17 protein-coding genes and 1 riboswitch are annotated in these 23,055 nt (G+C 67.7%); of the genes, 11 read left to right on the forward strand and 6 right to left on the reverse strand.

From position 1 onward, the window contains the following. The first annotated feature begins 8 nt into the window (after positions 1–8). A complete protein-coding gene (locus D105_RS0101045; RefSeq protein WP_018877225.1) occupies positions 9–5,771 on the forward strand; it encodes an Hpt domain-containing protein in 5,763 nt (1,920 codons plus the stop codon). Further along, positions 5,768–6,259 carry a hypothetical protein gene (locus tag D105_RS0101050; protein WP_018865948.1) on the forward strand — a complete coding sequence of 164 codons (492 nt, stop codon included), beginning with the start codon at positions 5,768–5,770 and terminating at the stop codon, positions 6,257–6,259. Before D105_RS0101045 ends, D105_RS0101050 begins: the two co-directional genes overlap by 4 nt. A 30-nt stretch (positions 6,260–6,289) precedes the next feature. Here D105_RS0101050 and D105_RS0101055 read toward each other — a convergent pair whose 3' ends face one another. The 4 genes from D105_RS0101055 to metK all read right to left on the reverse strand — a co-directional run bounded on the left by D105_RS0101055 (position 6,290) and on the right by metK (position 10,708). Further along, the gene (locus D105_RS0101055) at positions 6,290–7,033 is read right to left on the reverse strand and encodes a 16S rRNA (uracil(1498)-N(3))-methyltransferase (protein ID WP_018865947.1); all 744 of its coding nucleotides are present in this window, start codon (positions 7,031–7,033) and stop codon (positions 6,290–6,292) included. Between the two features lie 5 nt (positions 7,034–7,038). Continuing rightward, positions 7,039–7,893, reverse strand: coding sequence for a methylenetetrahydrofolate reductase [NAD(P)H] (gene metF / locus D105_RS0101060; protein ID WP_018865946.1), 855 nt, complete (start codon positions 7,891–7,893; stop codon positions 7,039–7,041). A gap of 95 nt (positions 7,894–7,988) precedes the next feature. Next, on the reverse strand, positions 7,989–9,401 hold the full coding sequence (gene ahcY, locus D105_RS0101065; protein WP_018875962.1) for an adenosylhomocysteinase: 1,413 nt from the start codon (positions 9,399–9,401) through the stop codon (positions 7,989–7,991). Between the two features lie 19 nt (positions 9,402–9,420). Next, positions 9,421–9,502: riboswitch (S-adenosyl-L-homocysteine riboswitch) on the reverse strand. Between the two features lie 33 nt (positions 9,503–9,535). Further along, a complete protein-coding gene (gene metK, locus D105_RS0101070) occupies positions 9,536–10,708 on the reverse strand; it encodes a methionine adenosyltransferase (RefSeq protein WP_018865944.1) in 1,173 nt (390 codons plus the stop codon). 405 nt (positions 10,709–11,113) lie between these two features. On the opposite strand from metK, the gene tkt reads away from it, so the two are divergent. The 6 genes from tkt to D105_RS0101100 all read left to right on the forward strand — a co-directional run bounded on the left by tkt (position 11,114) and on the right by D105_RS0101100 (position 18,964). Continuing rightward, positions 11,114–13,114: a transketolase gene (gene tkt, locus D105_RS0101075; protein ID WP_018875963.1), complete on the forward strand. Its 2,001-nt coding sequence runs from the start codon at positions 11,114–11,116 to the stop codon at positions 13,112–13,114. A 41-nt stretch (positions 13,115–13,155) separates the two neighbouring features. Further along, a complete protein-coding gene (gap, locus tag D105_RS0101080; protein ID WP_018865942.1) occupies positions 13,156–14,154 on the forward strand; it encodes a type I glyceraldehyde-3-phosphate dehydrogenase in 999 nt (332 codons plus the stop codon). A 138-nt stretch (positions 14,155–14,292) separates the two neighbouring features. Beyond that, the gene (locus tag D105_RS0101085) at positions 14,293–15,471 is read left to right on the forward strand and encodes a phosphoglycerate kinase (protein WP_018865941.1); all 1,179 of its coding nucleotides are present in this window, start codon (positions 14,293–14,295) and stop codon (positions 15,469–15,471) included. A 38-nt stretch (positions 15,472–15,509) separates the two neighbouring features. Then, on the forward strand, positions 15,510–16,940 hold the full coding sequence (pyk, locus tag D105_RS0101090; RefSeq protein WP_018875965.1) for a pyruvate kinase: 1,431 nt from the start codon (positions 15,510–15,512) through the stop codon (positions 16,938–16,940). A 78-nt stretch (positions 16,941–17,018) separates the two neighbouring features. Next, a complete protein-coding gene (fba, locus tag D105_RS0101095) occupies positions 17,019–18,083 on the forward strand; it encodes a class II fructose-bisphosphate aldolase (RefSeq protein ID WP_018865939.1) in 1,065 nt (354 codons plus the stop codon). A 104-nt stretch (positions 18,084–18,187) separates the two neighbouring features. After that, on the forward strand, positions 18,188–18,964 hold the full coding sequence (locus D105_RS0101100) for a lipid-binding SYLF domain-containing protein (protein WP_018877226.1): 777 nt from the start codon (positions 18,188–18,190) through the stop codon (positions 18,962–18,964). Here the strand turns inward: D105_RS0101100 and bioD are convergent. Then, the gene (gene bioD / locus D105_RS0101105) at positions 18,904–19,608 is read right to left on the reverse strand and encodes a dethiobiotin synthase (RefSeq protein WP_018877227.1); all 705 of its coding nucleotides are present in this window, start codon (positions 19,606–19,608) and stop codon (positions 18,904–18,906) included. The two genes, D105_RS0101100 and bioD, sit on opposite strands and share 61 nt — an antisense overlap. Then, on the reverse strand, positions 19,605–20,501 hold the full coding sequence (locus D105_RS0101110) for a phosphoribosylaminoimidazolesuccinocarboxamide synthase (protein ID WP_018877228.1): 897 nt from the start codon (positions 20,499–20,501) through the stop codon (positions 19,605–19,607). Before D105_RS0101110 ends, bioD begins: the two co-directional genes overlap by 4 nt. Before the next feature lie 256 nt (positions 20,502–20,757). Here D105_RS0101110 and purE point away from each other — a divergent pair, with 256 nt between their 5' ends. Genes purE through D105_RS0101125 form a run of 3 tightly spaced genes read left to right on the forward strand, consistent with a single transcriptional unit; the run spans position 20,758 to position 23,053 of the window. Next, a complete protein-coding gene (gene purE, locus D105_RS0101115; RefSeq protein WP_026280383.1) occupies positions 20,758–21,273 on the forward strand; it encodes a 5-(carboxyamino)imidazole ribonucleotide mutase in 516 nt (171 codons plus the stop codon). Continuing rightward, the gene (locus D105_RS0101120; RefSeq protein WP_018877230.1) at positions 21,270–22,439 is read left to right on the forward strand and encodes a 5-(carboxyamino)imidazole ribonucleotide synthase; all 1,170 of its coding nucleotides are present in this window, start codon (positions 21,270–21,272) and stop codon (positions 22,437–22,439) included. Before purE ends, D105_RS0101120 begins: the two co-directional genes overlap by 4 nt. Next, complete coding sequence (locus D105_RS0101125) at positions 22,436–23,053, forward strand: class I SAM-dependent methyltransferase (RefSeq protein WP_018865933.1); 618 nt, start codon at positions 22,436–22,438, stop codon at positions 23,051–23,053. The genes D105_RS0101120 and D105_RS0101125 overlap by 4 nt, the downstream gene beginning before the upstream one ends. Positions 23,054–23,055 lie beyond the last annotated feature (2 nt).

Raw genomic sequence — 23,055 nt, forward strand, 5'->3', positions numbered from 1 at the left:
CCCGGCCGATGGCATCCAGCGCACTGAACTGGGTCCGCGACGAGCTCGACAAGCTGTTTGTCGAGGTCCAGGACGCATTGCGGCGGTATTCCGACGACCCGACCTGCGGTGACTGTCTGGCCGAGGCGCGCAGTCGGGTCGAGCAGATCCGCAATACCCTGGTCATGGTCCAGGTCGAGAGCGTGGTCCTGATCCTCGACGAGATGCTCCAGGTCCTGGACGAACTGCAGCAGGCCGACGAGCCCAACGTGGCGGCCACCGAGCCCTTGCTGCGGGCGTCCCTGCAGCTTCCGGACTATCTCGAGAACGAGGGCGATGGCGAACTGCCCTCGCCGATGATCCTGGTCCCCCTGCTGAACGAGCTGCGCAGCAGCCGGGGGGCATCGCTGTTGCTGGACGTCGCGGCGCTGATGCCGGACCCGCAGGCCGTCGACGATGACCGCGTGGGTTCCGGTGGCGAGGTGCTGGACCCGGCGGCCCGGCTCCCGGTCCTGCAGCAGGCGCGCCGCCGTTTTCAGCGCGATCTCCTGGAACTGGTGCGCGGCGAGGATGCGACGGCACCGGCCGCACGCCTGCAGGCGACTGTCCGCACAGTCGAGGAGGTCGTCCCGGCGGGCGAGGCCCGCCGCCTGTTCTGGGTCGCCGGTGCGGTGCTGGAGGCGGTCGCCGCCGGGGGTGTCGAAGCCGATACCGACGTGCGGCGCCTGGTCGGGCGGGTCGACCGTGAACTCGGGCGCTACCTGAACGCGCTCTCGGCCCACCTGGAGAGCGGCGATGCGGGCTCGGAGCCCGAATACGCGGCGCCTTCGGACCTGATCAAGACCCTGCTGTTCCACGTGGCCTGCGCCACTTCGGAAGGGGAGCAGACCCTTGCGGTGCGCGAGGTGTTCGGCCTCGACGGCCTCGGCCTCGAGGACGACGCCGGCAGCGTCGGTCGTTCGGTCTACGACAACCTGCGCCAGGCGCTGGAAGACGACCTCGCCGAGGTGCGCGAGCGGCTGGACGTACTCATGCGCTCCCCGGTGCGCGGGGCCGAGGATCTGGCTCACCTGCGCGAACAGGTCGAGCGCATCGGTTCCACGCTCAGCCTGCTGGGTCTGGAGTCCGGGCAGGACCATACCGATGCCCTGGCGGCGTCGCTGACCCCCGAGCGTGCGGGCGAGGCCGACGAACAGGTCGACATGGTGCTGGCGGAACACCTGCTGGCTCTCGAATCCCTGCTCGAGTCCGGTCTGCGGCGGAAGAGCCACAGCCCCACGCCGCAGGCGGAGTTCGATCGCGCGCTGGCGGCCGCGGTCTACAAGGAGGCCCTGGTCGATGTTCGCCGGGTGCGTGACATCTTCCTTGGTTTCCTCGACGCCGGGGCGGAGGCCGGCGAGGGTGGCCTCGACGAGGCCCGCGAGGGCCTGCGGCGCATCGAGGGGGCCATGTCGATGTCGGGCTTCGAGGCATTGCATGCCCTCCTCGGTCCGCTGATCCGGCATCTGGATGCCCGCGCCGGCAGGGCGGCCACGGAGCTGGAGGAGGGCGAGGTCGAGGCCCTGGCCGAGGTCCTCAGCAGCATCGAGGTGGCCCTCGAGTCGTCCGGTCAGCCCTGGCGCGAACTGGACAGCGTGCACGAGCGCGGCATCGCGGCCTTGCAGCGCATCGGCGCGATCTCCGGTGGTGATGGCGCGGATGCGCCGCTGGCCGCGGTTCCCGAGGCCGGGGACGCCCCGGAGGCGGCGCCGGAGCACGACTCGGCCGAACCGGTGACTGACAACGAGGTGGCGTTCGACTCCGGCACGCTCGAGGATCTGCCGGCGGAGAACGCCCCGGAGCCGGGGGCCGAGGCCGGGATCCCCGCGACCGACGTCGCGGCCGCTGCACCCCCGACGAGCTCGGTGCCCGCCGGGGGACGTGATTCCCTGCCCTTTGACGATGCGGTGCTGGCGGACCAGGTGCGTGGCCCCGACGTCGATCCGGAGATCCTCGAGATCTTCCTCGAGGAGGCGGACGAGGAGGTGGCCAGCCTGACCCAGCATTTCCCGCTGTGGCAGTCCAACCCGGCGGACCTCGACACCCTCTCGGTGATCCGCCGCTCCTTCCATACCCTGAAGGGTTCGGGGCGGCTGGCCGGGGCCCTGCGTCTGGGCGAGTTCGCCTGGGCGGTGGAGTCCTTCCTCAATCGCCTGCTGGATTCCGGGCATGAGGCGGACCACGCCACCCTGCAGGTTATCGAGGACGCCATCGGGGTCCTGCCGGGCCTGGTGAGCGAGGTCCGGGATGACACCGGACCGGATACCCCCGTCCTCGATATCGCCCTGCGCCTGCGGGCCCTGGCCGGTGGCGAGCCGGAAACCGAGGCCGAGGCGGACGAAGAGCCCATGGCCCCCGCCGCTCCGTCGGGTGCGGAAGCCGAATTCGAGGCACTGGCGCGCACCCTGGATGATCTGGACGCCCCGGCCGCTGTGGCATCCAGCGAGACCCTGGAGCCTGTGGAGCCAGACCAGGATGAGGCTGCCGACGAACTCCTCCAGGAATCCGGTGCGTTCGTGCCGGACCTCCCGCCGGATGCGCTGGAGCCATCCGTCCCCGAGTCGGACGCGTCTGTTCCCGACGCAGAGCCGGAAGGGGAGTCAGCCCCGGTGGCGGGCAGCGACGACTTGCGGGCTTCCGCGCCGGATGTCGAACCGCTGGATCTGGACGATCTCGAGCTCCCGGCCGATGCCTTCGAGGTGACGGAAGAGATCCTGGAGGGGGGCGACTCGCTGCCCGTGGAGGGCGCGCTCGAGCCGGAGGCCAATACCCCGGAACTGGAGGGGGTTGCGCCCGGAGAGCCGGGGATCGACGAACCGGCACCGGACGAGGGGGACCTCGCGGAGGCCTCGGCGGGAGACTCGGCCGCGCGCATGGAGACCGACCCACAGCTATGGCAGGTCTTTGCCGCCGAGGCCCAGGTGCACCTGCTCACCCTGCGGGGCTGGCTGGATGAATCGCAATGGCGCCCGGACCGGATCCCGAATCATGATCTGGAGCGCGCGCTGCACACCCTGAACGGCAGCGCGCGCACGGCGGACATCCGCGGTATCTACTCGGTCTGCGGCCCGTTCGAGCGCCTGATTCGCATCCACCGGGATATGGAATGGGCCCTGTCGGGCGAGGCCGTCGAGCTGCTACGCCGGCTGGAGACCTACGTCGCCGAGGCGGTGGCCGACGAGGAACCCGATCCGGCCAAGGTGCTGGATCCGCCGTCCTGGGCCCCCGAGGTCTACGCCCTGCTGGATCATGCGACCGCCGAGCAACTGCTGCGTGCCGAGGAGCAGTCCAACGAGGAGGAATCGCCGGAATTCGACGAACCCGAAGCCGCCGAAGCGGTGCCCGAGGTGTCCTCGGTGCCGGAAGCGGGCGCCGAGCCCGAGCCCGAGCTGGAGATCGACTGGGAGTTTGCCGAGGTCTTCATCGAGGAGGCCCGGGATATCCTGGAGGCCGCGTTCGCCGCCCTCCATGGCTGGCGCGAGGCCGGGGGGCGGCCCGGTCCGGACCAGAACGCCTTCCAGCGCGAGGTGCATACCCTGAAGGGCAGTGCCCGCATGGCCGGTTTCACTGTGGTCGGCGCCATCGCGCACGCGCTCGAGAGCGCGCTGAGCGTGGAGACCGAGACCGGTCTCGAGCCGCGCGATGGCTTCTTCCAGCTCACCGAGCGCGCCCTGACGGATGTCCAGCATCTGGTGGAGCGCGGGGTCGGGGCCTGGCAGATGGACGAGTCGGCCAGCGAATCGCTGCCGGCGCTGCGGAGCTGGGCCGCCGGCGAGGCCGGCGAATCGCCCGAGCCTGAGGCGGGCGCACCAGCGGAGACCGAGGCCGATGCGGGCGACGCGGAGACCGACGCACCGGCTGCCGAGGCGGCAATGCCGGCCGCAGCGGGGGACCAGCGCAGCCACGAGCCGCCGGAATCCGAGGGGCGCCGTATTCAGGACCAGGTCCGCATGGACGCCGAGGTCCTCGACAGCCTGGTGAACAACGCCGGCGAGTTGGCAACCTTCCATCGTCGATTCGAGCAGACGGTCGGGCGGGTCGAGGGCCAGGTCGACGAACTCGAGCGCACCATCGCGCGTCTGCGCGACCAGCTGCGCAAGCTCGAGATCGAGACCGAGGCGCAGATCCTGTTCCGGGTGGAGGAGGAGAGTGGCGAGGAGGCCCTGGACTTCGATCCGCTGGAGATGGACCGCTACTCCGGGATCCAGCAGCTGTCGCGGGCCCTGGCCGAAAGTGTCAGTGACCTCGAGGCCCTCAAGCAGGAAGTCGGCGACGAACTCCAGAATGCCGGCGGCATCCTGCTGCAGCAGCGCCGCGTCGGCACGGACCTGCAGGATCAGCTGATGCGCCAGCGTATGGTGCGTTTCGCCCGCATGGCGCCCCGTCTGCGCCGCGTGGTGCGCCAGGCGGGCGAGGATCTCGGCAAGCCGGTGCGGGTGGAGTTCACCGGCCAGGGGGCCGAACTCGACCGCGCCCTGCTGGAACGACTGGTGTCGCCCCTGGAACACCTGCTGCGCAATGCCATCGCCCATGGTATCGAGGCACCGGCCGAGCGCGAGCAGGCGCGCAAGGCGGTCCAGGGTCAGATCGATGTCAGCCTGGAGCAGTCGGGCAGCGAGATCCGTCTGCAGGTGACCGACGATGGTCGTGGCATCGACGCCGAGGCCATCCGCGCCCGCGCGCTCGAGCGCGGGTTGATCGCCCCCGATGCCGAAGTCTCGGACGCCCAGGCCCTGCAGCTGATCCTGCAGTCCGGCTTCTCCACCGCTGCGGAGGTCTCTCAGGTGGCCGGTCGCGGGGTAGGCCTGGACGTGGTGAACAGCGATGTGAAGCAGCTCGGCGGCACGCTGGAGATCCAGTCGACGCCCGGCAAGGGCTCGCGCTTCACCATGCGCCTGCCGTTCACGCTGGCCATCTCCCAGGCCCTGCTGGTCCAGGTGGGCGAGGAGACCTTCGCGGTCCCGATGGCCTCGGTCGAGGGCGTGGTCCGCGCCCGCGCCGAAGAGATCGACTCGCAGGATGCCAAGGCGACCTACAACTACATCGGACAGGACTACGAGGTGCGTGGCCTGGGCGACCTGATGGGCGTGGAGAGCCAGGCCGGGGTCGAGCACTTCCCGGATCATCCCTTCCCGCTGTTGCTGGTGCGGGCGGATGACCGGCGCGTGGCCCTTCGCATCGATGGCCTGCTGGGCAGTCAGGAGGTCGTGGTGAAGTCGGTGGGCCCGGTGCTGAGTCGCATCCCGGGGGTGGCGGGTGCCACCCTGCAGGGCGATGGCTCGGTGATGCTGATTCTGGACCTCAGTATGCTGGTGCGCTTTGCCGAGGCCACCGCGTCGCTGCCGGAAGCCCCGCAGGCAGTATCCGAGGCCTCGAGCTCGAAGCGGATTATGGTGGTCGACGACTCGATCACGATCCGCAAGGTCACGGCCCGTCTGCTGACCCGCCACGGCTACGACGTGGTGACCGCGCGCGACGGTCTGGACGCCGTGGGTCTGCTCGACGAGCGCCGGCCGCACCTGATCCTGCTGGATGTCGAGATGCCGCGCATGGATGGCTTCGAGTTTGCCGCCCATGTGCGGGACCACCCGGACTTCGGGCAGGTGCCGATCATCATGATCACCTCGCGCAGCGGCACCAAGCACCGGGAGCGGGCCGACCGCCTCGGGGTGAATGGTTATCTGGGCAAGCCGTATCTGGAGAATGATCTGCTGAATGCCATCCGCGAGCAGCTGCAGGAGGTGCCGGCATGAGCGACGACGCACAGACCCAGGCGGTCGAGGCCGTGATCGTGCAGCTGGACACAGGCTCCATCCTGCTGCCGCGCAGCGCCTTTCTCGAGGTCACCACCCGCGCGGGTGCCGTGGAGCAGGACGCCGAACACCCGGAGATCCCCTGGCTGGAGCCCAGCCTGGTCTGGCAGGACGTGCAGGTGCCGGTGATCAACGTGAATCAGCTGCTGGACCCTGGCCGCGACAGCGGCGAGGACCGTCGCCGCTTTACCCGCCTGCTGGTGATGCAGGCGGTCATGCAGCCGGAGCACCTGCCGTTCTACGCGCTCGAGGTGCGCGGGACGCCGCACCCTGTGCAGATCACCCCGCAGAACATCTACGCGCTGGAAGATTCCGACGCCACCCCCTGGTCCTGGCGGGTGAAGGCCTCCGGTGTGACCACGCACCTGCTGCGCCTCGACACCCTCGAACAGCGCCTGCTGGAGATTGCCGAGGCCCAGCCGGCCTGAGGCCGCATTGGTCTCCGGGCGGGACGGGCGTTATCCCTGCAGGTCGCCCAGGCGGGCCTGGACCAGGGTCAGCAGGGCCATCGCGGCGGTTTCGGTGCGCAGGGTGCGCGGGCCCATCCCGACCCCCAGGAATCCCCGGTCCTGTGCCAGCGCGATCTCCGCGGGCGTGAGGCCGCCTTCCGGCCCGACGAACAGCGCGACCGCCGCTGGTCGGCTGCGGCCGTCCAGGCGCGCATCCAGTCCCGGCGCCCCTTCCTCGGCAAGCAAGGCCAGGGTGTCATGCCAGCCCGAGAGGACCGTGTCCGGTGGAGCGGGTTCCTGCAACTGGGGGAGCTCGTTGCGCCCGCACTGTTCCGCCGCGGCGCGCAGGATCCCGTGCCAGTGACGCTGGCGCTTGTCCAGGCCCTTGTGGGCGGCGGCCGAACGTGAGCGTTCGCAGAGCACCGGACGGATGGACTGCACCCCAAGTTCCACGGCCTTCTGGATCGCCAGGTCCATGTGATCGCCGCGGGCAATGCCCTGGAGCAGGTGGATCGGAAAGGCAGGGTGGGTCGGCGGCGCGGCACGCTCGCCTAGGTGGAAGGTGCCGTCGCGGCGACCGTTCAGTTCGAGAGTGGCCTCGAATTCGTTGCCAAGGCCGTCAAAGACGCGGCAGGGGGCGCCGCTCTTCAGGCGCAGGACCGTGGTGGCGTAGTGCAGGCGGTCCTGCGGGGCGGGAAGCGACCGCCCCGCGGCCAGTGCCTCGGATTCGAGCAGCAGCCGGGGGCAGCGCACGGGGGCTACTTCCGGTTGTCGAGGTCCAGGGCCTTCCAGATCTGTTCGGTCGGCCCGGCCTGGTTCATCGAATAGAAGTGGATCCCGGGGGCACCCTTGTTCAGTACGTCATCGGTCAGGCGCGTGGCGACCTCGATACCGAATTTGCGGATCGACTCCTTGTCGTCGCCGTAGGCCTCCATCCGCTTGCGGATGTAGCGCGGGATCTCGGCACCGCACATCTCGGAGAAGCGCACGATCTGGGTGTAGTTGGTGATCGGCATGATCCCGACAATGATCGGGATGGTGATGCCCATCTTCTCCACCCGTTCCATGAAGGCCTCGTAGGCATCCACGTTGTAGAAGTACTGGGTGATCGCGGCGTCCGCGCCGGCGTCCACCTTGGTCTTGAAGTTCTCCAGGTCCTTCTCGGCGTTCGGGGCCTGCGGATGGAACTCCGGATAGGCCGCGACCTCGATCTTGAACTGGTCATCGAACTCGGAGCGCACAAACTCCACCAGCTCGGAGGCATAGCGGAAGTCGCCGCCGGAGTTCTTGGTGCCGGACGGCAGGTCGCCGCGCAGCGCGACGATGCGGTTCACCCCGATGTCGCGGTAGCTCGACAGCAGCTCGTGCAGCTCGCCCCTGGTCGAGGAGATGCAGGAGACGTGCGGGGCGGCGGGGATGCCGTCGTTGGTGATGATGTCCTTGACCGTCTCCAGGGTGCGGTCGCGGGTGGAACCCCCGGCGCCGAAGGTGACGGAATAGAACTCGGGATTCAGGGCGCCCAGACGCTTGCGGGCCTTGGCCAGTCGCTCGGCTCCGGCCTCGTCCTTGGGCGGAAAAAACTCAACGCTGTAGACGCGTTCTTGTGCAGACATGTTTGTCCTCCAGACAAAAAGAAGGCGGACCGCACGAACATGCGGCCCGCCCCGGCGTTCACATTAACAACGAATTGAAATGTGAGGCTGGCCGATCAGTAGCGGTAGTGTTCCGGCTTGAACGGGCCATCCACCGGCAGACCCAGGTACTTGGCCTGTTCGTCGGTCAGACGGGTCAGGTTGGCACCCAGCTTCTTCAGGTGCAGCTGCGCGACCTTCTCGTCCAGGTGCTTCGGCAGCACGTAGACGTTCTTGTCGTACTGGTCGCCCTTGGTCCACAGCTCGATCTGAGCCAGGGTCTGGTTGGTGAAGGAGTTGGACATCACGAAGCTCGGATGACCGGTGCCGCAGCCCAGGTTCACCAGGCGGCCTTCGGCCAGCATGATGATCCGGTTGCCGTTCGGCAGGATGATGTGGTCAACCTGCGGCTTGATGTTCTCCCACTCGTACTTGCGCATCGCAGCCACGGCGATCTCGGAGTCGAAGTGACCGATGTTGCAGACGATGGCCTGATCCTTCATGCGGGTCATGTGATCTTCGGTGATCACGTCCTTGTTACCTGTGGCGGTAACGAAGATCTCGGCCTTGTCGGCCGCTTCTTCCATCGTGACCACGCGGAAGCCTTCCATCGAGGCCTGCAGGGCGCAGATCGGGTCGATCTCGGTGATCCACACGGTGGCACCGAGGCCGGCCAGCGACTGGGCGGCACCCTTGCCGACGTCACCGTAACCGGCAACCACGGCGATCTTGCCCGCGATCATCACGTCGGTGGCGCGCTTGATGGAGTCCACGGTGGACTCGCGGCAGCCGTACAGGTTGTCGAACTTGGACTTGGTGACCGAGTCGTTGACGTTGATCGCCGGGAAGGCCAGCTCGCCGTCCTTCGCCATCTGGTACAGGCGATGGACACCGGTGGTGGTCTCTTCGGTCACGCCCTGGATCTTGGCGAGCATGTCGGAGTACCAGGTCGGCTGTTCGGCCAGGCGTTCCTTGATCTTGGCGAACAGGGCTTCTTCTTCCTCGTTCTCCGGCTTGGCGATGACCGACTGGTCCTTCTCGGCCTTGGCGCCCAGGTGCAGCAGCAGCGTGGCGTCACCACCGTCGTCCAGGATCATGTTGGCGCCGCCGTCGAATTCGAAGATGCGGTGGCAGTAGTCCCAGTACTCTTCCAGGGTTTCGCCCTTCACGGCGAAGACCGGGGTGCCGTTGTCGGCGATCGCGGCCGCGGCGTGGTCCTGGGTGGAGTAGATGTTGCAGGAGGCCCAGCGCACGTCGGCACCCAGGGCTTCCAGGGTCTGGATCAGCACCGCGGTCTGGATGGTCATGTGCAGGGAGCCGGCGATCTTCGCGCCCTTCAGCGGCTTGGAGGCCGCGAACTCTTCGCGCGTCTGAATCAGACCGGGCATCTCGGTTTCGGCGATCGCGATTTCCTTGCGGCCGAATTCGGCAAGGTTGATGTCCTTGACGACGTAATCGGTCGTTTTCTTGTCGTTCATCACAGCATTCATGGATTAACTTCTCCGTCTATCTGGATGAGCGCCGTGTTCACGTTTCAGGGGAGCATCCGGCTGAGCCTGACGGTTAAACCGCTGCAGCGCTCCTCAGCCGGATGGGTATTTCGCTTACAAAATGTCGGGTGCTCTTAGAGGCCCGCCATCTTCTTAAGTTCCTCGGCCTTGTCGGTGCGCTCCCAGGGGAGGTCGACGTCTTCGCGGCCGAAGTGACCGTAGGCGGCAGTCGGCTTGTAGATCGGGCGCAGCAGATCCATCATCTGGACCAGGCCCCACGGACGCAGGTCAAACGCTTCGCGGACGAAGCCTTCGATCTTGCGGTCATCCAGCTTGCCGGTGCCGAAGGTGTCGACGGTGATCGAGGTCGGTTCGGCCACGCCGATGGCGTAGGAGACCTGGATCTCGCACTTGTCGGCCAGGCCGGCGGCGACGATGTTCTTGGCCACGTAGCGGCCGGCGTAGGCAGCGGAACGGTCCACCTTGGACGGGTCCTTGCCGGAGAACGCGCCACCACCGTGACGGGCCATGCCGCCGTAGGTGTCGACGATGATCTTGCGGCCGGTCAGGCCGGCATCGCCCACGGGACCACCGATCTCGAACTTGCCGGTCGGGTTGATGTGGATCTGGTCGTCGGAGACCTGGCTCAGCCACTCGGCCGGCAGGACCTTCTTGAAGATCTCTTCGTAGACCGCTTCCTTCAGGTCCTTCTGCGAGATGTCCGGGCTGTGCTGGGTGGACAGGACCACCGCGTCCAGGCCGGCCGGCTTGCCGTCTTCATAGCGCAGGGAGACCTGGCTCTTGGCGTCCGGGCGCAGCCACGGCAGCTTGCCGCTCTTCATCAGTTCGGACTGGATACGCACCATCTTGTGGGCGTAGAAGATCGGGGCGGGCATCAGGGTGTCGGTCTCGCGCGCGGCGTAGCCGAACATCAGGCCCTGGTCGCCGGCGCCCTGGGTGGCGCGGTCGGAGACGTCGCGGTCCACACCCATGGCGATGTCCTGGGACTGTTCGCCCAGCACGTTCAGCACGGCGCAGGTCTTGCCGTCGAAGCCCTTGTCGGAGTCGTCGTAGCCGATCTCGCAGACCGTCTCGCGCACCAGCTTCTCGTAGTCGATCTGCGCGCCGGTGGTGATCTCGCCCAGCAGCATGACCATGCCGGTCTTGGTGGCGGTTTCGCAGGCGATACGGGCGTGCGGATCCTGCTCGATGATGGCGTCGACGATGGTGTCGGAGACCAGGTCGGCCATCTTGTCGGGGTGACCCGCAGAGACCGACTCGGAAGTGAAGATGTAATCGTTGGACATTAGGCGTTCCTTTATGGTCGTTTCCATTTAGTTTTGCGCAAAACGACCGCTAGTGTAACGCGACTCGCGGGATTTTTCTAAGCCCCTCCCCGGCGAGGGTAGGGGCATGTGCCCCCCTGGTCGGTGGCGAGGGCGCAGCGTGGCGCGCCCTGGGGGCGACTTGCCCCGGTGCGCGAAAGTGGCCAAAATGCACCGCGTTTGATGGGGAGAGCTGCCCGCCGCGCTGGCTGCGCCGTCGGGTGGTACCTGCTCCCGCAGGCTGCTCGGGCCGCCGCGCGCCGGAGCGCCGGCCGATAACCGTGAGCCCCTCGTTCGGCCGACTCGTCCGGGTCGGTCGCCGCTGTCGCCTCGCGCCGCCGCCCGCCATCAGCCAAACCCAACACTACTTTAGAGCAGGAGATCAGCATGCCGACCCGTAGAGAGCTTGCCAACGCCATCCGCGCCCTGTCGATGGACGCGGTTCAGAAGGCCAATTCCGGTCACCCGGGTGCGCCGATGGGGATGGCGGACATCGCCGAGGTGCTGTGGAACGACTACATGCAGCACAACCCGGCGAACCCGAGCTGGCCGGATCGCGACCGCTTCGTGATGTCCAACGGCCACGGCTCCATGCTGGTCTACTCCCTGCTGCACCTGACCGGCTACGACCTGCCGATGGACGAGATCAAGCAGTTCCGTCAGCTGCACTCCAAGACCCCGGGTCACCCCGAATACGGCTACACCGCCGGCGTCGAGACCACCACCGGGCCGCTGGGCCAGGGGATCTCCAACGCGGTGGGCATGGCGCTGGCCGAGAAGATGATGGCCGCCCACTTCAATCAGCCCGGGCACGACATCGTCGACCACAACACCTACGCCTTCCTCGGCGACGGCTGCATGATGGAAGGGATCTCCCACGAGACCTGCGCGCTGGCCGGCACCCTGGGCCTGGGCAAGCTGATCGCCTTCTGGGATGACAACGGCATCTCCATCGACGGCGAAGTCGAAGGCTGGTTCACCGACGACACCCCGGGCCGCTTCGAGGCCTACGGCTGGCACGTGGTGCGCGGCGTGGACGGCCACGACGCCGATGCGGTCAAGGCCGCGATCGAAGAGGCCCGCAAGCACAGCGACAAGCCGAGCCTGATCTGCTGCCGCACCGTGATCGGCTTCGGTTCGCCGAACAAGTCCGGCAAGGAAGAGTGCCACGGCGCCGCCCTCGGCGACGACGAAGTGGCCCTGACCCGCAAGGAGCTGGGTTGGAACCACGGCCCGTTCGAGATCCCGGACGATATCTACGCCGGCTGGAGCGCGAAGGACAAGGGTGCCAAGGCCGAGTCCGAGTGGAAGGAGCGCTTTGCCGCGTACAAGCAGGCGCACCCGGAGCTGGCCGCCGAGTTCGAACGCCGCATCGCTGGTGATCTGCCCGCCGACTGGAGCGAGAAGGCCAGTGCCTTCATCAAGGAGACCGTCGAGAAGGCCGAGAAGGTTGCCTCGCGCAAGGCCTCGCAGAACACCATCGGCGGTTACGCCCCGGCGCTGCCGGAACTGCTGGGCGGCTCCGCCGACCTGGCCGGGTCCAACCTGACCATGTACAGCGGTTCCAAGGGCGTCAGCAAGGACGACGCCGCCGGCAACTACGTGTTCTACGGCGTGCGCGAGTTCGGCATGGCCGCGATCATGAACGGCATCGCCCTGCACGGCGGCTTCATCCCGTACGGCGGCACCTTCCTGATCTTCTCCGACTACGCCCGCAACGGCATCCGCATGTCCGCGCTGATGAAGCAGCGCGTGATGTACGTGCTGACCCATGACTCCATCGGTCTCGGCGAAGACGGCCCGACCCACCAGCCGGTCGAGCAGACCCCGAGCCTGCGCCTGATCCCGAACCTCAATGTGTGGCGTCCCTGCGACGCGGTCGAGACCGCGGTGGCCTGGAAGGCCGGGATCGAGCGCACCGATGGCCCGTCCGCGTTCATCCTGTCGCGTCAGGGCCTGCCGCACATGGAACGTGATGGCGAGCAGCTCGCCAACATCGCCCGCGGCGGCTACGTGCTGAAGGACTGCGACGGCACCCCCGACCTGATCTTCATCGCCACCGGTTCCGAGGTCGAGCTGGCCGTCCAGGCCGCCGACGAACTGGCCGGCGAGGGCAAGAAGGTGCGCGTGGTCTCCATGCCCTGCGTCGAGTTGTTCGAACAGCAGGACCCGGCCTACCGCGAGGCCGTGCTGCCGAACGCGGTGCGTGCGCGGGTCGCCATCGAGGCCGGCGCAACGACCACCTGGTACAAGTTCACCGGCCTCGACGGCGCGGTGTTCGGGCTGGACCGCTTCGGCGAGTCCGCTCCGGGGGGCGCCCTGTTCGACTACTTCGGCTTCAAGCCGGCGAACGTCGCCCAGGTCGCGCGTGACGTGCTGAACGGCTGAGTCCGCAACGATTTCGCATAAGCAATAGAGAGGAGACTCCCATGTCTATCAAGGTTGGTATCAACGGCTTCGGTCGTATCGGTCGCATGGCCTTCCGCGCCATCGCCAAGGACTTCCCGAACCTGCAGGTGGTCGGCATCAACGACCTGCTGGACCCGGAATACCTGGCCTACATGCTGCGCTACGACTCCGTGCACGGCCGCTTCGACGGCGACATCAGCGTCGACGGCGACCACCTGGTGGTGAACGGCAACCGCATTCGCCTGACCGCCGAGAAGGATCCGGCCGCGCTGAAGTGGGGCGACATCAACGCCGACATCGTGATCGAGTCCACCGGCCTGTTCCTGACCGCCGAGACCGCCCAGAAGCACCTGGACGCCGGCGCCAAGAAGGTGGTGATGTCCGCGCCGTCCAAGGACGACACTCCGATGTTCGTCTACGGCGTGAACCACGGTGACTACGCGGGCCAGAACATGGTCTCTGCCGCCTCCTGCACCACCAACGCCCTGGCCCCGGTGGCCAAGGTGCTGAACGACACCTGGGGCATCAAGCGTGGCCTGATGACCACCGTGCACGCCGCCACCGCGACCCAGAAGACCGTCGACGGCCCGTCCATGAAGGACTGGCGCGGCGGCCGCGGCATCCTGGAGAACATCATTCCGTCCTCCACCGGTGCGGCCAAGGCTGTGGGCAAGGTGCTGCCGGAACTGAACGGCAAGCTGACCGGCATGGCCTTCCGTGTGCCGACCTCCGACGTCTCCGTGGTCGACCTGACCGTGGAACTGAACGGCGACGCCAAGTACGACGACGTCTGCGCGGCCATGAAGAAGGCGGCCGAAGGCGAGCTGAAGGGCGTGCTGGGATACACCGACGAGCTGGTGGTCTCCACGGACTTCCGTGGCTACACCGCCCCGTCCGTATTCGATGCCGGCGCCGGCATCCAGCTGGACCCGACCTTCGTGAAGGTCGTCGCCTGGTACGACAACGAGTACGGCTACACCTGCAACATGCTGCGCATGGTGGAGCACGTCGCCAAGTAATGGCGGATGGCCGGGCCCTCTCCGGGGTCCGGCCGTTTCTCTTCCCGGGTCCAGAGGCCTGGGGCCAGTCCCTTCGGGGACTAGCCCGAAGCCTTTTTCCTTTTCTTTCTTTTCAACCGTATTTCGAGAGGTACTCCCATGTCTGTCATCAAGATGACCGATCTCGACCTGCAGGGTCGCCGCGTACTGGTGCGTCAGGATCTGAACGTCCCGGTGAAGGACGGCAAGGTCACCTCCGACGCCCGCATCCGTGCGAGCCTCGAGACCGTGCAGAAGGCGCTGGACGGCGGCGCCGCCGTGATGCTGATGTCGCACCTGGGCCGCCCCACCGAGGGCGAGTTCTCCGAGGAGGATTCCCTGGCCCCGGTCGCCGAGCACATGGCCGGTCTGCTGGGCCGAGAGGTGCGTCTGGTGCGCGATTACCTCGACGGTGTGGACGCCCAGCCGGGCGAGGTGATCCTGCTTGAGAACGTGCGTTTCAACGCCGGCGAGAAAAAGGACGACGAGGCCCTGGCGAAGAAGTACGCGGCCCTGTGCGACGTGTTCGTGATGGACGCCTTCGGCACCGCCCACCGCGCCCAGGCCTCGACCCACGGCGTGGCGAAGTTCGCCCCGCAGGCCTGTGCCGGCCCGCTGCTGGCCAAGGAGCTGGAGGCCCTCGGCCATGCCCTGGAGACCCCGAAGCGCCCGCTGGTGGCCATCGTCGGCGGCTCCAAGGTCTCGACCAAGCTGACCGTGCTGGAGTCGCTGTCCAACGTGGTGGATCAGCTGATCGTCGGCGGTGGGATCGCCAACACCTTCATCGCCGCCCAGGGCCACAGCGTGGGCAAGTCGCTGTTTGAAGCCGACCTGGTGGACGAGTCCAAGCGCCTGATGGAGGCGGCCCGCGCCAAGGGCGGCGAGATCCCGGTCCCCACCGACGTGACCGTGGGCAAGGAATTCTCCGAATCGACCCCGGCCGAGACCAAGTCGGTCGACGCGGTGGCCGATGACGACATGATCTTCGACGTCGGCCCCGAGACCGCGGCGACCTACGCCGAGGCCCTGCGCAACGCCGGCACCATCGTCTGGAACGGCCCGGTGGGCGTGTTCGAGTTCGACCAGTTCGCCGGTGGCACCAAGGCCCTGGGCGAGGCCATCGCCGAGAGCAACGCGTTCTCCATCGCTGGTGGGGGCGACACCCTGGCCGCGATCGACAAGTACAACCTGGCCGATCGCATCAGCTATATCTCCACCGGCGGTGGCGCCTTCCTCGAGTTCCTAGAAGGCAAGACCTTGCCAGCCGTCGCCATCCTGGAAGAACGCGCCAAGGGCTGACGCCCGGGCGCGTCCACCGCTGACGGAGATCGACGCGGATGAGACGTACCAAGATCGTGGCCACCCTCGGGCCGGCCACGGACAGCGACGATGCCATGGAGGCCATCATCCGGGCGGGTGTGGATGTGGTCCGGCTGAACTTTTCGCATGGCGACCCGGACGACCATCGTCAGCGCCTGGCTCGGTTGCGCGCGGCCTCCGAGCGCGCCGGACGCTGTGTCGGGGTCCTCGGTGACCTGCAGGGGCCGAAGATCCGGATCGACCGGTTCCAGCAGGGCAAGGTGCATCTGGAAGAGGGCGCGCCCTTCGCGCTGGATGCCGAGCTGGATCGGGATGCCGGGGATGCCACCCAGGTGGGGCTGACCTACAAGGACCTGCCGGCCGATGTGGTGCCGGAGGATATCCTGCTGCTGGACGACGGCCGCATCGTGCTGAAGGTCAAGGCGGTGAAGGGCAGCCGGATCGAGACCACGGTGCAGGTCGGCGGGGAGCTGTCCAACAACAAGGGTATCAATCGCCAGGGCGGCGGACTCTCCGCTCCGGCGATCACGGACAAGGACCGCGAGGACATCCGCCTGGCCGCCGAGCTGCAGGTGGACTACCTCGCCGTGTCCTTCCCGCGTTCCGCGCAGGACCTGCACCTGGCGCGCAGCCTGCTGAAGGATGCCGGCTGGGAGGCCGGGATCTGCGCCAAGATCGAGCGCTCCGAGGCCCTGGAGGTGATCGACGAGATCATCGCCGCCTCCGAGGTGATCATGATCGCGCGCGGCGATCTGGGTGTGGAGATTGGTGACGCCGAGCTGCCGGGCGTGCAGAAGACCCTGATCACCCGGGCACGGACCCTCAATCGTCTGGTCATCACCGCGACCCAGATGATGGAGACCATGATCCAGAACCCGATCCCGACCCGCGCCGAGGTGTTCGACGTGGCGAATGCGGTGCTCGACGGCACCGACGCGGTGATGCTCTCCGGCGAGACCGCCACCGGGCGCTACCCGGCGCGCGTGGTCACCAGCATGGACCGGATCTGCGAGGCCGCGGAGCGTCAGCGCGCCGCGCGTCAGTCCGACCACCGCATGGATTCGACCTTCGGCCGGGTCGACGAGGCCATCGCGATGGCCACCATGTACACGGCGAACCATCTGGATGTCGCCGCGATCGCCGCGCTGACCGAGTCCGGCTCCACCGCACTGTGGATGTCGCGCATCAGTTCGGGCATCCCGATCTACGCGCTCACCCAGCACGAGTCCACCAGCCGCCGCATGACGCTATATCGCGGCGTCTACCCGGTGACCCTGAACCCGATCCCCGAGAGCCACGAAAGTGTGAACCGTGAAGCGGTGAACTTGCTCAAGGCCGAGGGCGTCGTGCAGGATGGCGGGCTGGTTATCATTACGAAGGGCGACCTGCAGGGCGAGCATGGCGGTACCAACGCCATGAAGATCGTGCGCGTCGGCGAACTGGCCTGACCCGCGCACCGCCCGTGGTCGAGCAGTCAAGAATCGGTTTATCTACTACCTCAGTCCGAATCCCGTAAGGAGGAATCCATGGCACTGATCTCACTTCGCCAGCTTCTGGACCATGCCGCCGAGCATGGCTATGGCATGCCGGCGTATAACGCCAACAACATGGAACAGGTCCACTCGATCATGGAAGCGGCCGCTGCGGTCGACTCCCCGGTGATCATTCAGGCCTCCGCCGGAGCCCGCAAGTACGCCGGCGAGCCCTTCCTGCGTCACAACATCATCGCCGCGATCGAGCAGTACCCGGACATCCCGGTCGTGCTACACCAGGACCACGGCTCCGAGCCGGCGGTCTGCCTGCGTTCCATCCAGTCCGGTTTCAGCTCGGTGATGATGGACGGCTCCCTGATGCCCGACATGAAGACCCCGGCCACCTACGAGTACAACCGTGACGTAACCGCCAAGGTCTCCGAGATGGCGCACTCCTGCGGTGTCTCCGTGGAAGGCGAGCTGGGTTGCCTGGGCTCTCTGGAAACCGGTCAGGCCGGCGAGGAAGACGGCTCCGGGGCCGAGGGCACCCTGTCCCACGACCAGCTGCTGACCGACCCGGACGAGGCGGCCGACTTCGTGAAGAACACCAAGTGCGACGCCCTGGCGATCGCCATCGGTACCTCCCACGGCGCCTACAAGTTCACCCGTCCGCCGACCGGTGACATCCTCGCCATCGAGCGCATCAAGGAGATCCACAAGCGCATCCCGGATACCCATCTGGTCATGCACGGGTCCTCCTCCGTTCCGCAGGAGTGGCTGGACATCATCAACAAGTACGGCGGCGACATGGGCGAGACCTATGGCGTGCCGGTTGAAGAGATCCAGGAAGGCATCAAGCACGGCGTGCGCAAGGTCAACATCGACACCGACCTGCGTATGGCCTCCACCGGTGCGGTGCGCAAGTTCCTGGCCGAGAATCCGAAGGAATTCGACCCGCGCAAATTCCTGAAGGCCTCCACCGCGGCCATGAAGGACATCTGCCAGGCCCGTTACGAGGCCTTCGGTTGCGCCGGCATGGCGTCCAAGATCAAGCCGATCTCCCTGGACGACATGGTCAAGCGCTACCTGTCCGGCGAGCTGGATCCCAAGGTCAACTGATCCTGCGGATTGCAGCACGAAAAAGGGGGCTTCGGCCCCCTTTTTTTGTGCCATGATGCCGCCATCGGAACACCGTTATGGAGGATTCCTCGATGCACCGAAGGATGCCCCAGATTCTTGCTCTTCTGCTGTTCGTGGCGTTCGCCGGAGCGGCTCAGGCCAACCCGTTCAGCCGCGAGATCGATCCGCAGGACATTATCGACCGCGCCCAGGCGACGGTGGAGAACATGGCCACCCATCCCGAGTACGAGTCCCTGAAGGAGGACCTGCGCGACGCGCGCGGCGTGGTTATTTTCCCGCGCGTGGCACGCGGTGCCTTCCTGATTGGGGGGTCTGGTGGAATCGGGGTGTTCCTCGCGTGGGACGACGAGCGCGGCGACTATTCCCCGGTGGCCTTCTACTCGCTCGGCTCCGTCAGCTTCGGCATGCAGTTCGGCGGCGATGCCGCCGAGGTGGTGATGGTCGCGCGCACCCAGGATGCGGTCGACTCCATGTTCGGCTCCGCGATCCGGCTCGGGGCCGATGCGTCGGTCGCCGCAGGCCCGGTAGGGGCCGGCCGCAGCGCCACCCCCACGGCCGACTTCCTTTCCTATTCCCGCGCCCGCGGCGCCTACCTGGGGATGAGTCTCTCCGGTTCGCGTATGACCGTGCGTGACGACTTCAACGAGGCCTACTACGGCGAATCGCAGCGCCCGGTGCATATCATCGAGACCCGCCGGGTCGACCGCGAAGGGACCCGCGCCCTGCGCGAGACGCTGGCCGGTTTCCGTGCCGATGCCGCCGACGAGGAGCCGGCCCCGGCCGACTCCGAAGCCCGTGGTCAGGAGCGCGAGTCCTCCGGCGGGGTGCGCCCGGACAACTTCGAGATCGAGAGCTTCTGAACCAGCGCCGCGCGGGTGATGCCTTCCGGTGACGTGATGACCGGGGCGCGGGTCCGGGCGCGCAGGGCCGTGGCGTTGTCGAGCCGCGGGTCGCAGTCCGCTCGGCGGCGGTTGAGCACAATCCCGGCCAGACTCAGGCCGCGCCGTTCGAGCGCCTCCAGGGTCAGCAGGCAGGTATTCAGCGTGCCCAGCCGGTCCTCCGCGACCAGCAGCACCGGTAGCCCGAGGTGCTCGGCGAGGTCCGCGTTCAGGCCGTCGGCACAAAGCGGCGAGTAGAAGCCCCCCGCGCCCTCCACCAGCCGTGGCCCCGTGCCTTCGCCCGCGCAGGCCGCGGCCAGTTCCGCGAGCGTCAGGTGCACGCCCTGATTCGCGGCGGCCTGGTCGGGGGCGATGGCATCGGGGAAGCGCCAGGGGGTGACCAGTGCGATCGCGGTGTCCGGCAGGCCGGCCGCGCGGGTCAGGTTCAGCCCGTCCTCGGGCAGCAGGCCGTCGGGGCCCGGCGGGCAGCCCGACTCCACCGGTTTGCGCGGTTGCGGCGCCAGGCCCTGCTGCCGCCAGCACTCCAGCAGCGCGCAGCCGACGAAGGTCTTGCCGACGCCGGTATCGGTGCCGGTGACGAACAGGCCCTGCAGGGTCTCGCTCATGCGGCGCGGGTCAGGCGCTCCAGGGCCTCGCGGTAGCGCGCGGCGGTCTGTTCCACCACCGCCGCGGGCAGTTCGGGGCCCGGCGGCTGCTTGTCCCAGTCCAGGGTCTCGAGGTAGTCGCGCACGTACTGTTTGTCGAAGGACTCGGGGCTGCGCCCCGGCGCGTACTGGTCGGCCGGCCAGAAGCGCGAGGAGTCCGGGGTCAGCACTTCGTCGATCAGGTGCAGCGTGCCGTTGGCGTCGACGCCGAACTCGAACTTGGTGTCGGCGATGATGATCCCGCGCCCGGCCGCGTAGTCGCGTGCCATCGCGTAGATCGCCAGCGCCGCATCGCGGACCTGGCGGGCCCGCTCCGCGCCGATGGTGGCGACCACCGCATCGAAGTCGATATTGGCGTCGTGGTCACCGACGTCCGCCTTGGTGCTGGGCGTGAAGATCGCCTCCGGGAGCTGCGAGGCGAGTTCCAGCCCGTCCGGCAGCGGAATGCCGCAGACCGCGCCGCTCGCCTGGTAGTCCTTCCAGCCGGAGCCGATCAGGTACCCGCGCACCACGGCCTCCACCGGCAGGGCCTCCAGCCGGCGGATCACCAGGCTGCGTCCTTCCAGTGGGGCACGAATCGCCGGGTCCGGGATGACCTGCTCCAGCGGGATATCGGTCAGCTGGTTGGGGATGCCCAGCTCGCGCTGGATCTTGTCCATCCAGAACCGGGTGATCTCGGTCAGCACCCGGCCCTTGCCGGGCACGCCGGTCGGCAGGATCACGTCGAACGCGGACAGGCGATCGGTGGTGACCATCAGCCAGTGGTCGGCATCCACCGCGTAAAGGTCGCGCACCTTGCCGCGATGGACGAGTTCCAGGTCGGGGATATGGCTTTCGAGCAGGGTATCGGTCATGCGGCGATTCTACCGGGCGCGGGCTTGATGCACCACGAAGCTCACGAAGACACGAAGAAGGTCAACGGCGGTTGCACTACGGAGGACACAGAGAGCACAGAGAAGGCCGTAATGGTATCGGGGGCGGCAGGATGTGCAGAGCAAAGCGAATCGCATCATGTCTCTGTAGCTCCGACCGGGGTTTTCTTCGTGCCTTCGTGTGCTTCGTGGTGAACACGGCTTGTCGGTTGGGGCCGGGGTCGCTATCGTTCGGGCCATGACTGAGACGGCTGGCAATAGGGCGCCGCGCGTGGGCGTGGTAATGGGGAGCACCTCCGACTGGGCCACGATGGAGCGGGCGGTGGATGTGCTGGATGAACTCGGTATTCCGTTCGAGGCCCGGGTGGTCTCCGCCCATCGCACGCCGGATCTGCTGTTCGAGTACGCCGAACAGGCGCGCGGGCGAGGGCTGCAGGCGATCATCGCCGGGGCGGGCGGGGCCGCGCACCTGCCGGGGATGCTCGCCTCCAAGACCCCGGTACCGGTGCTGGGCGTACCGGTGGCCTCGCGTCACCTGAAGGGCCAGGACTCGCTGCTCTCCATCGTCCAGATGCCGCGCGGGATCCCGGTGGCGACCTTCGCGATCGGCGAGGCGGGGGCCGCCAACGCGGCGCTCTTTGCCGCCGCGATGCTGGCCAATTCCGATCCCGAACTGCGCGAGCGTCTGGATGCCTTCCGCCAGTCCCAGAGCCAGGCCGTGCTCGGGCAGACCCTGCCGCCGGACCCGTCATGATCCAGCCTCCCGCGACTCTCGGGCTGCTCGGTGGCGGGCAGCTCGGCCGCTATTTCGTGGAGGCCGCGCAGGGCATGGGTTATGCCGTCTGGGTGCTCGACCCGGACCCGGCCAGCCCGGCCGGGCGGGTGGCAGCGCGCCACTTGTGCCAGGCCTTTGACGACCCCGATGCCCTGCAGGCGCTGGCCGGGGCCTGCGAGGTGATTACCACCGAGTTCGAGAACATCCCGCGCGCCGCGGTGGAGTGGCTGGATGCCCACGCCTGTCTGCGCCCCGGGCCGCGCGCCCTGACGGTTGCCCAGGACCGCCTCGAGGAGAAGGCCTTTCTCGGCGAGATCGGCGTGGCGGTGGCCCCGTGGCAGGCGGTGCCGGCGGGCCTGACGCCCGAGGTGCAAACCGATGCCGGAGCCCCGGGTTTCCCGGCGATCCTGAAGACCGCGCGCCTGGGTTATGACGGCAAGGGGCAGGTGCGGCTGGCCGCGGCCGGCGAACTGCCGGCAGCGCATGCCGAGCTGGGCCAGGTGGACTGCGTGCTGGAGTCCCGGGTGGAGCTGGAGCGCGAGCTGTCGGTGCTGGTTGCGCGTACCGCCGATGGCGCCACCGAGGCCTTTCCGGTCGCGGAGAACACCCATCGCCACGGCATCCTGCACCTGACGCGCGTCCCGGCACGGGCCGGGGACGAGGTGCGCGAGCGCGCCATGGCCATCGCCCGGCACGTCGCCGAGCGGCTCGACTATCAGGGGATGCTGGCGGTCGAGTTCTTCCTCACGGCGGACGGCGAACTGCTGGTCAACGAGATCGCGCCGCGTCCCCACAATTCCGGGCATTACAGCCTGGATGCCTGCACCGTCAGCCAGTTCCAGCAGCAGGTGCGCGCGGTCTGTGGGCTGGGGCTGGCGCCGGCCCTGCTGACCGCGCCGGTGGCGATGGTGAATCTGCTGGGCGACCTGTGGCCCGCGGGCGGCACGCCCGACTGGCGGGGCGTGCTGGCGGCCGGCCGGGCGCGACTGCACCTGTACGGCAAGGCCGAGGCGCGCGCGGGGCGCAAGATGGGGCATGTGAACGTACTCGGCCTGCCGGGCGAGGATGATGCCGCCGCCGTGGCCTCCACTGCCGAGACCCTGTGGCAGGGCCTGGCCAGTGCCGGCGGGGAGGGCGCGGCATGACCGAGGCATTCCCCAACACCCAGGCGCGGCGCGCCCGACAGGCGGAGCTCAAGCGCGACCTTGAGTTCGAGGACACCCTGGCGGGCGAGCATCTGCGGTTTCGCACCACCTGGGGGCTGTTCTCCCCGCGGCGAATCGACGACGGCACCCGCATGCTGCTGGAACGCATCGAGGTGCATCCGGCGGACGCCTGCCTGGACCTCGGCTGCGGCTACGGCCCGATCGGCCTGACGCTCGCGCGCAAGGCCCCGCAGGGGCTGACGACCCTGGTCGATACCAACTATCTGGCGGTGGAGTACAGCCAGCGCAACGCCGAGCTCAACGGCATCGCCAATGTGGAGTGTCTGACCAGCAACGGCTTCTCGCGCATCCGCGATCGGCGGTTCGATCTGGTGACCTCCAATCTGCCGGCCAAGGTCGGGCGCGAGATGCTGCAGACCTATCTGCTGGACGCCCACGAGCAGATGAACCCCGGCGGACGCATCTATGTCGTAACCATTACCGGACTGCGGCGGTTCATCGAGAAGGGGTTCAAGGACGTGTTCGGCAACTACGACAAGGTCAAGCAGGGCCGCGAGTACACTGTCGCGGCCGCCGTGCGCGAGCCCGACTGACC

Origin of the sequence: Thioalkalivibrio sp. ALE28 (assembly GCF_000377425.1) — a bacterium.
Lineage (GTDB): Bacteria > Pseudomonadota > Gammaproteobacteria > Ectothiorhodospirales > Ectothiorhodospiraceae > Thioalkalivibrio.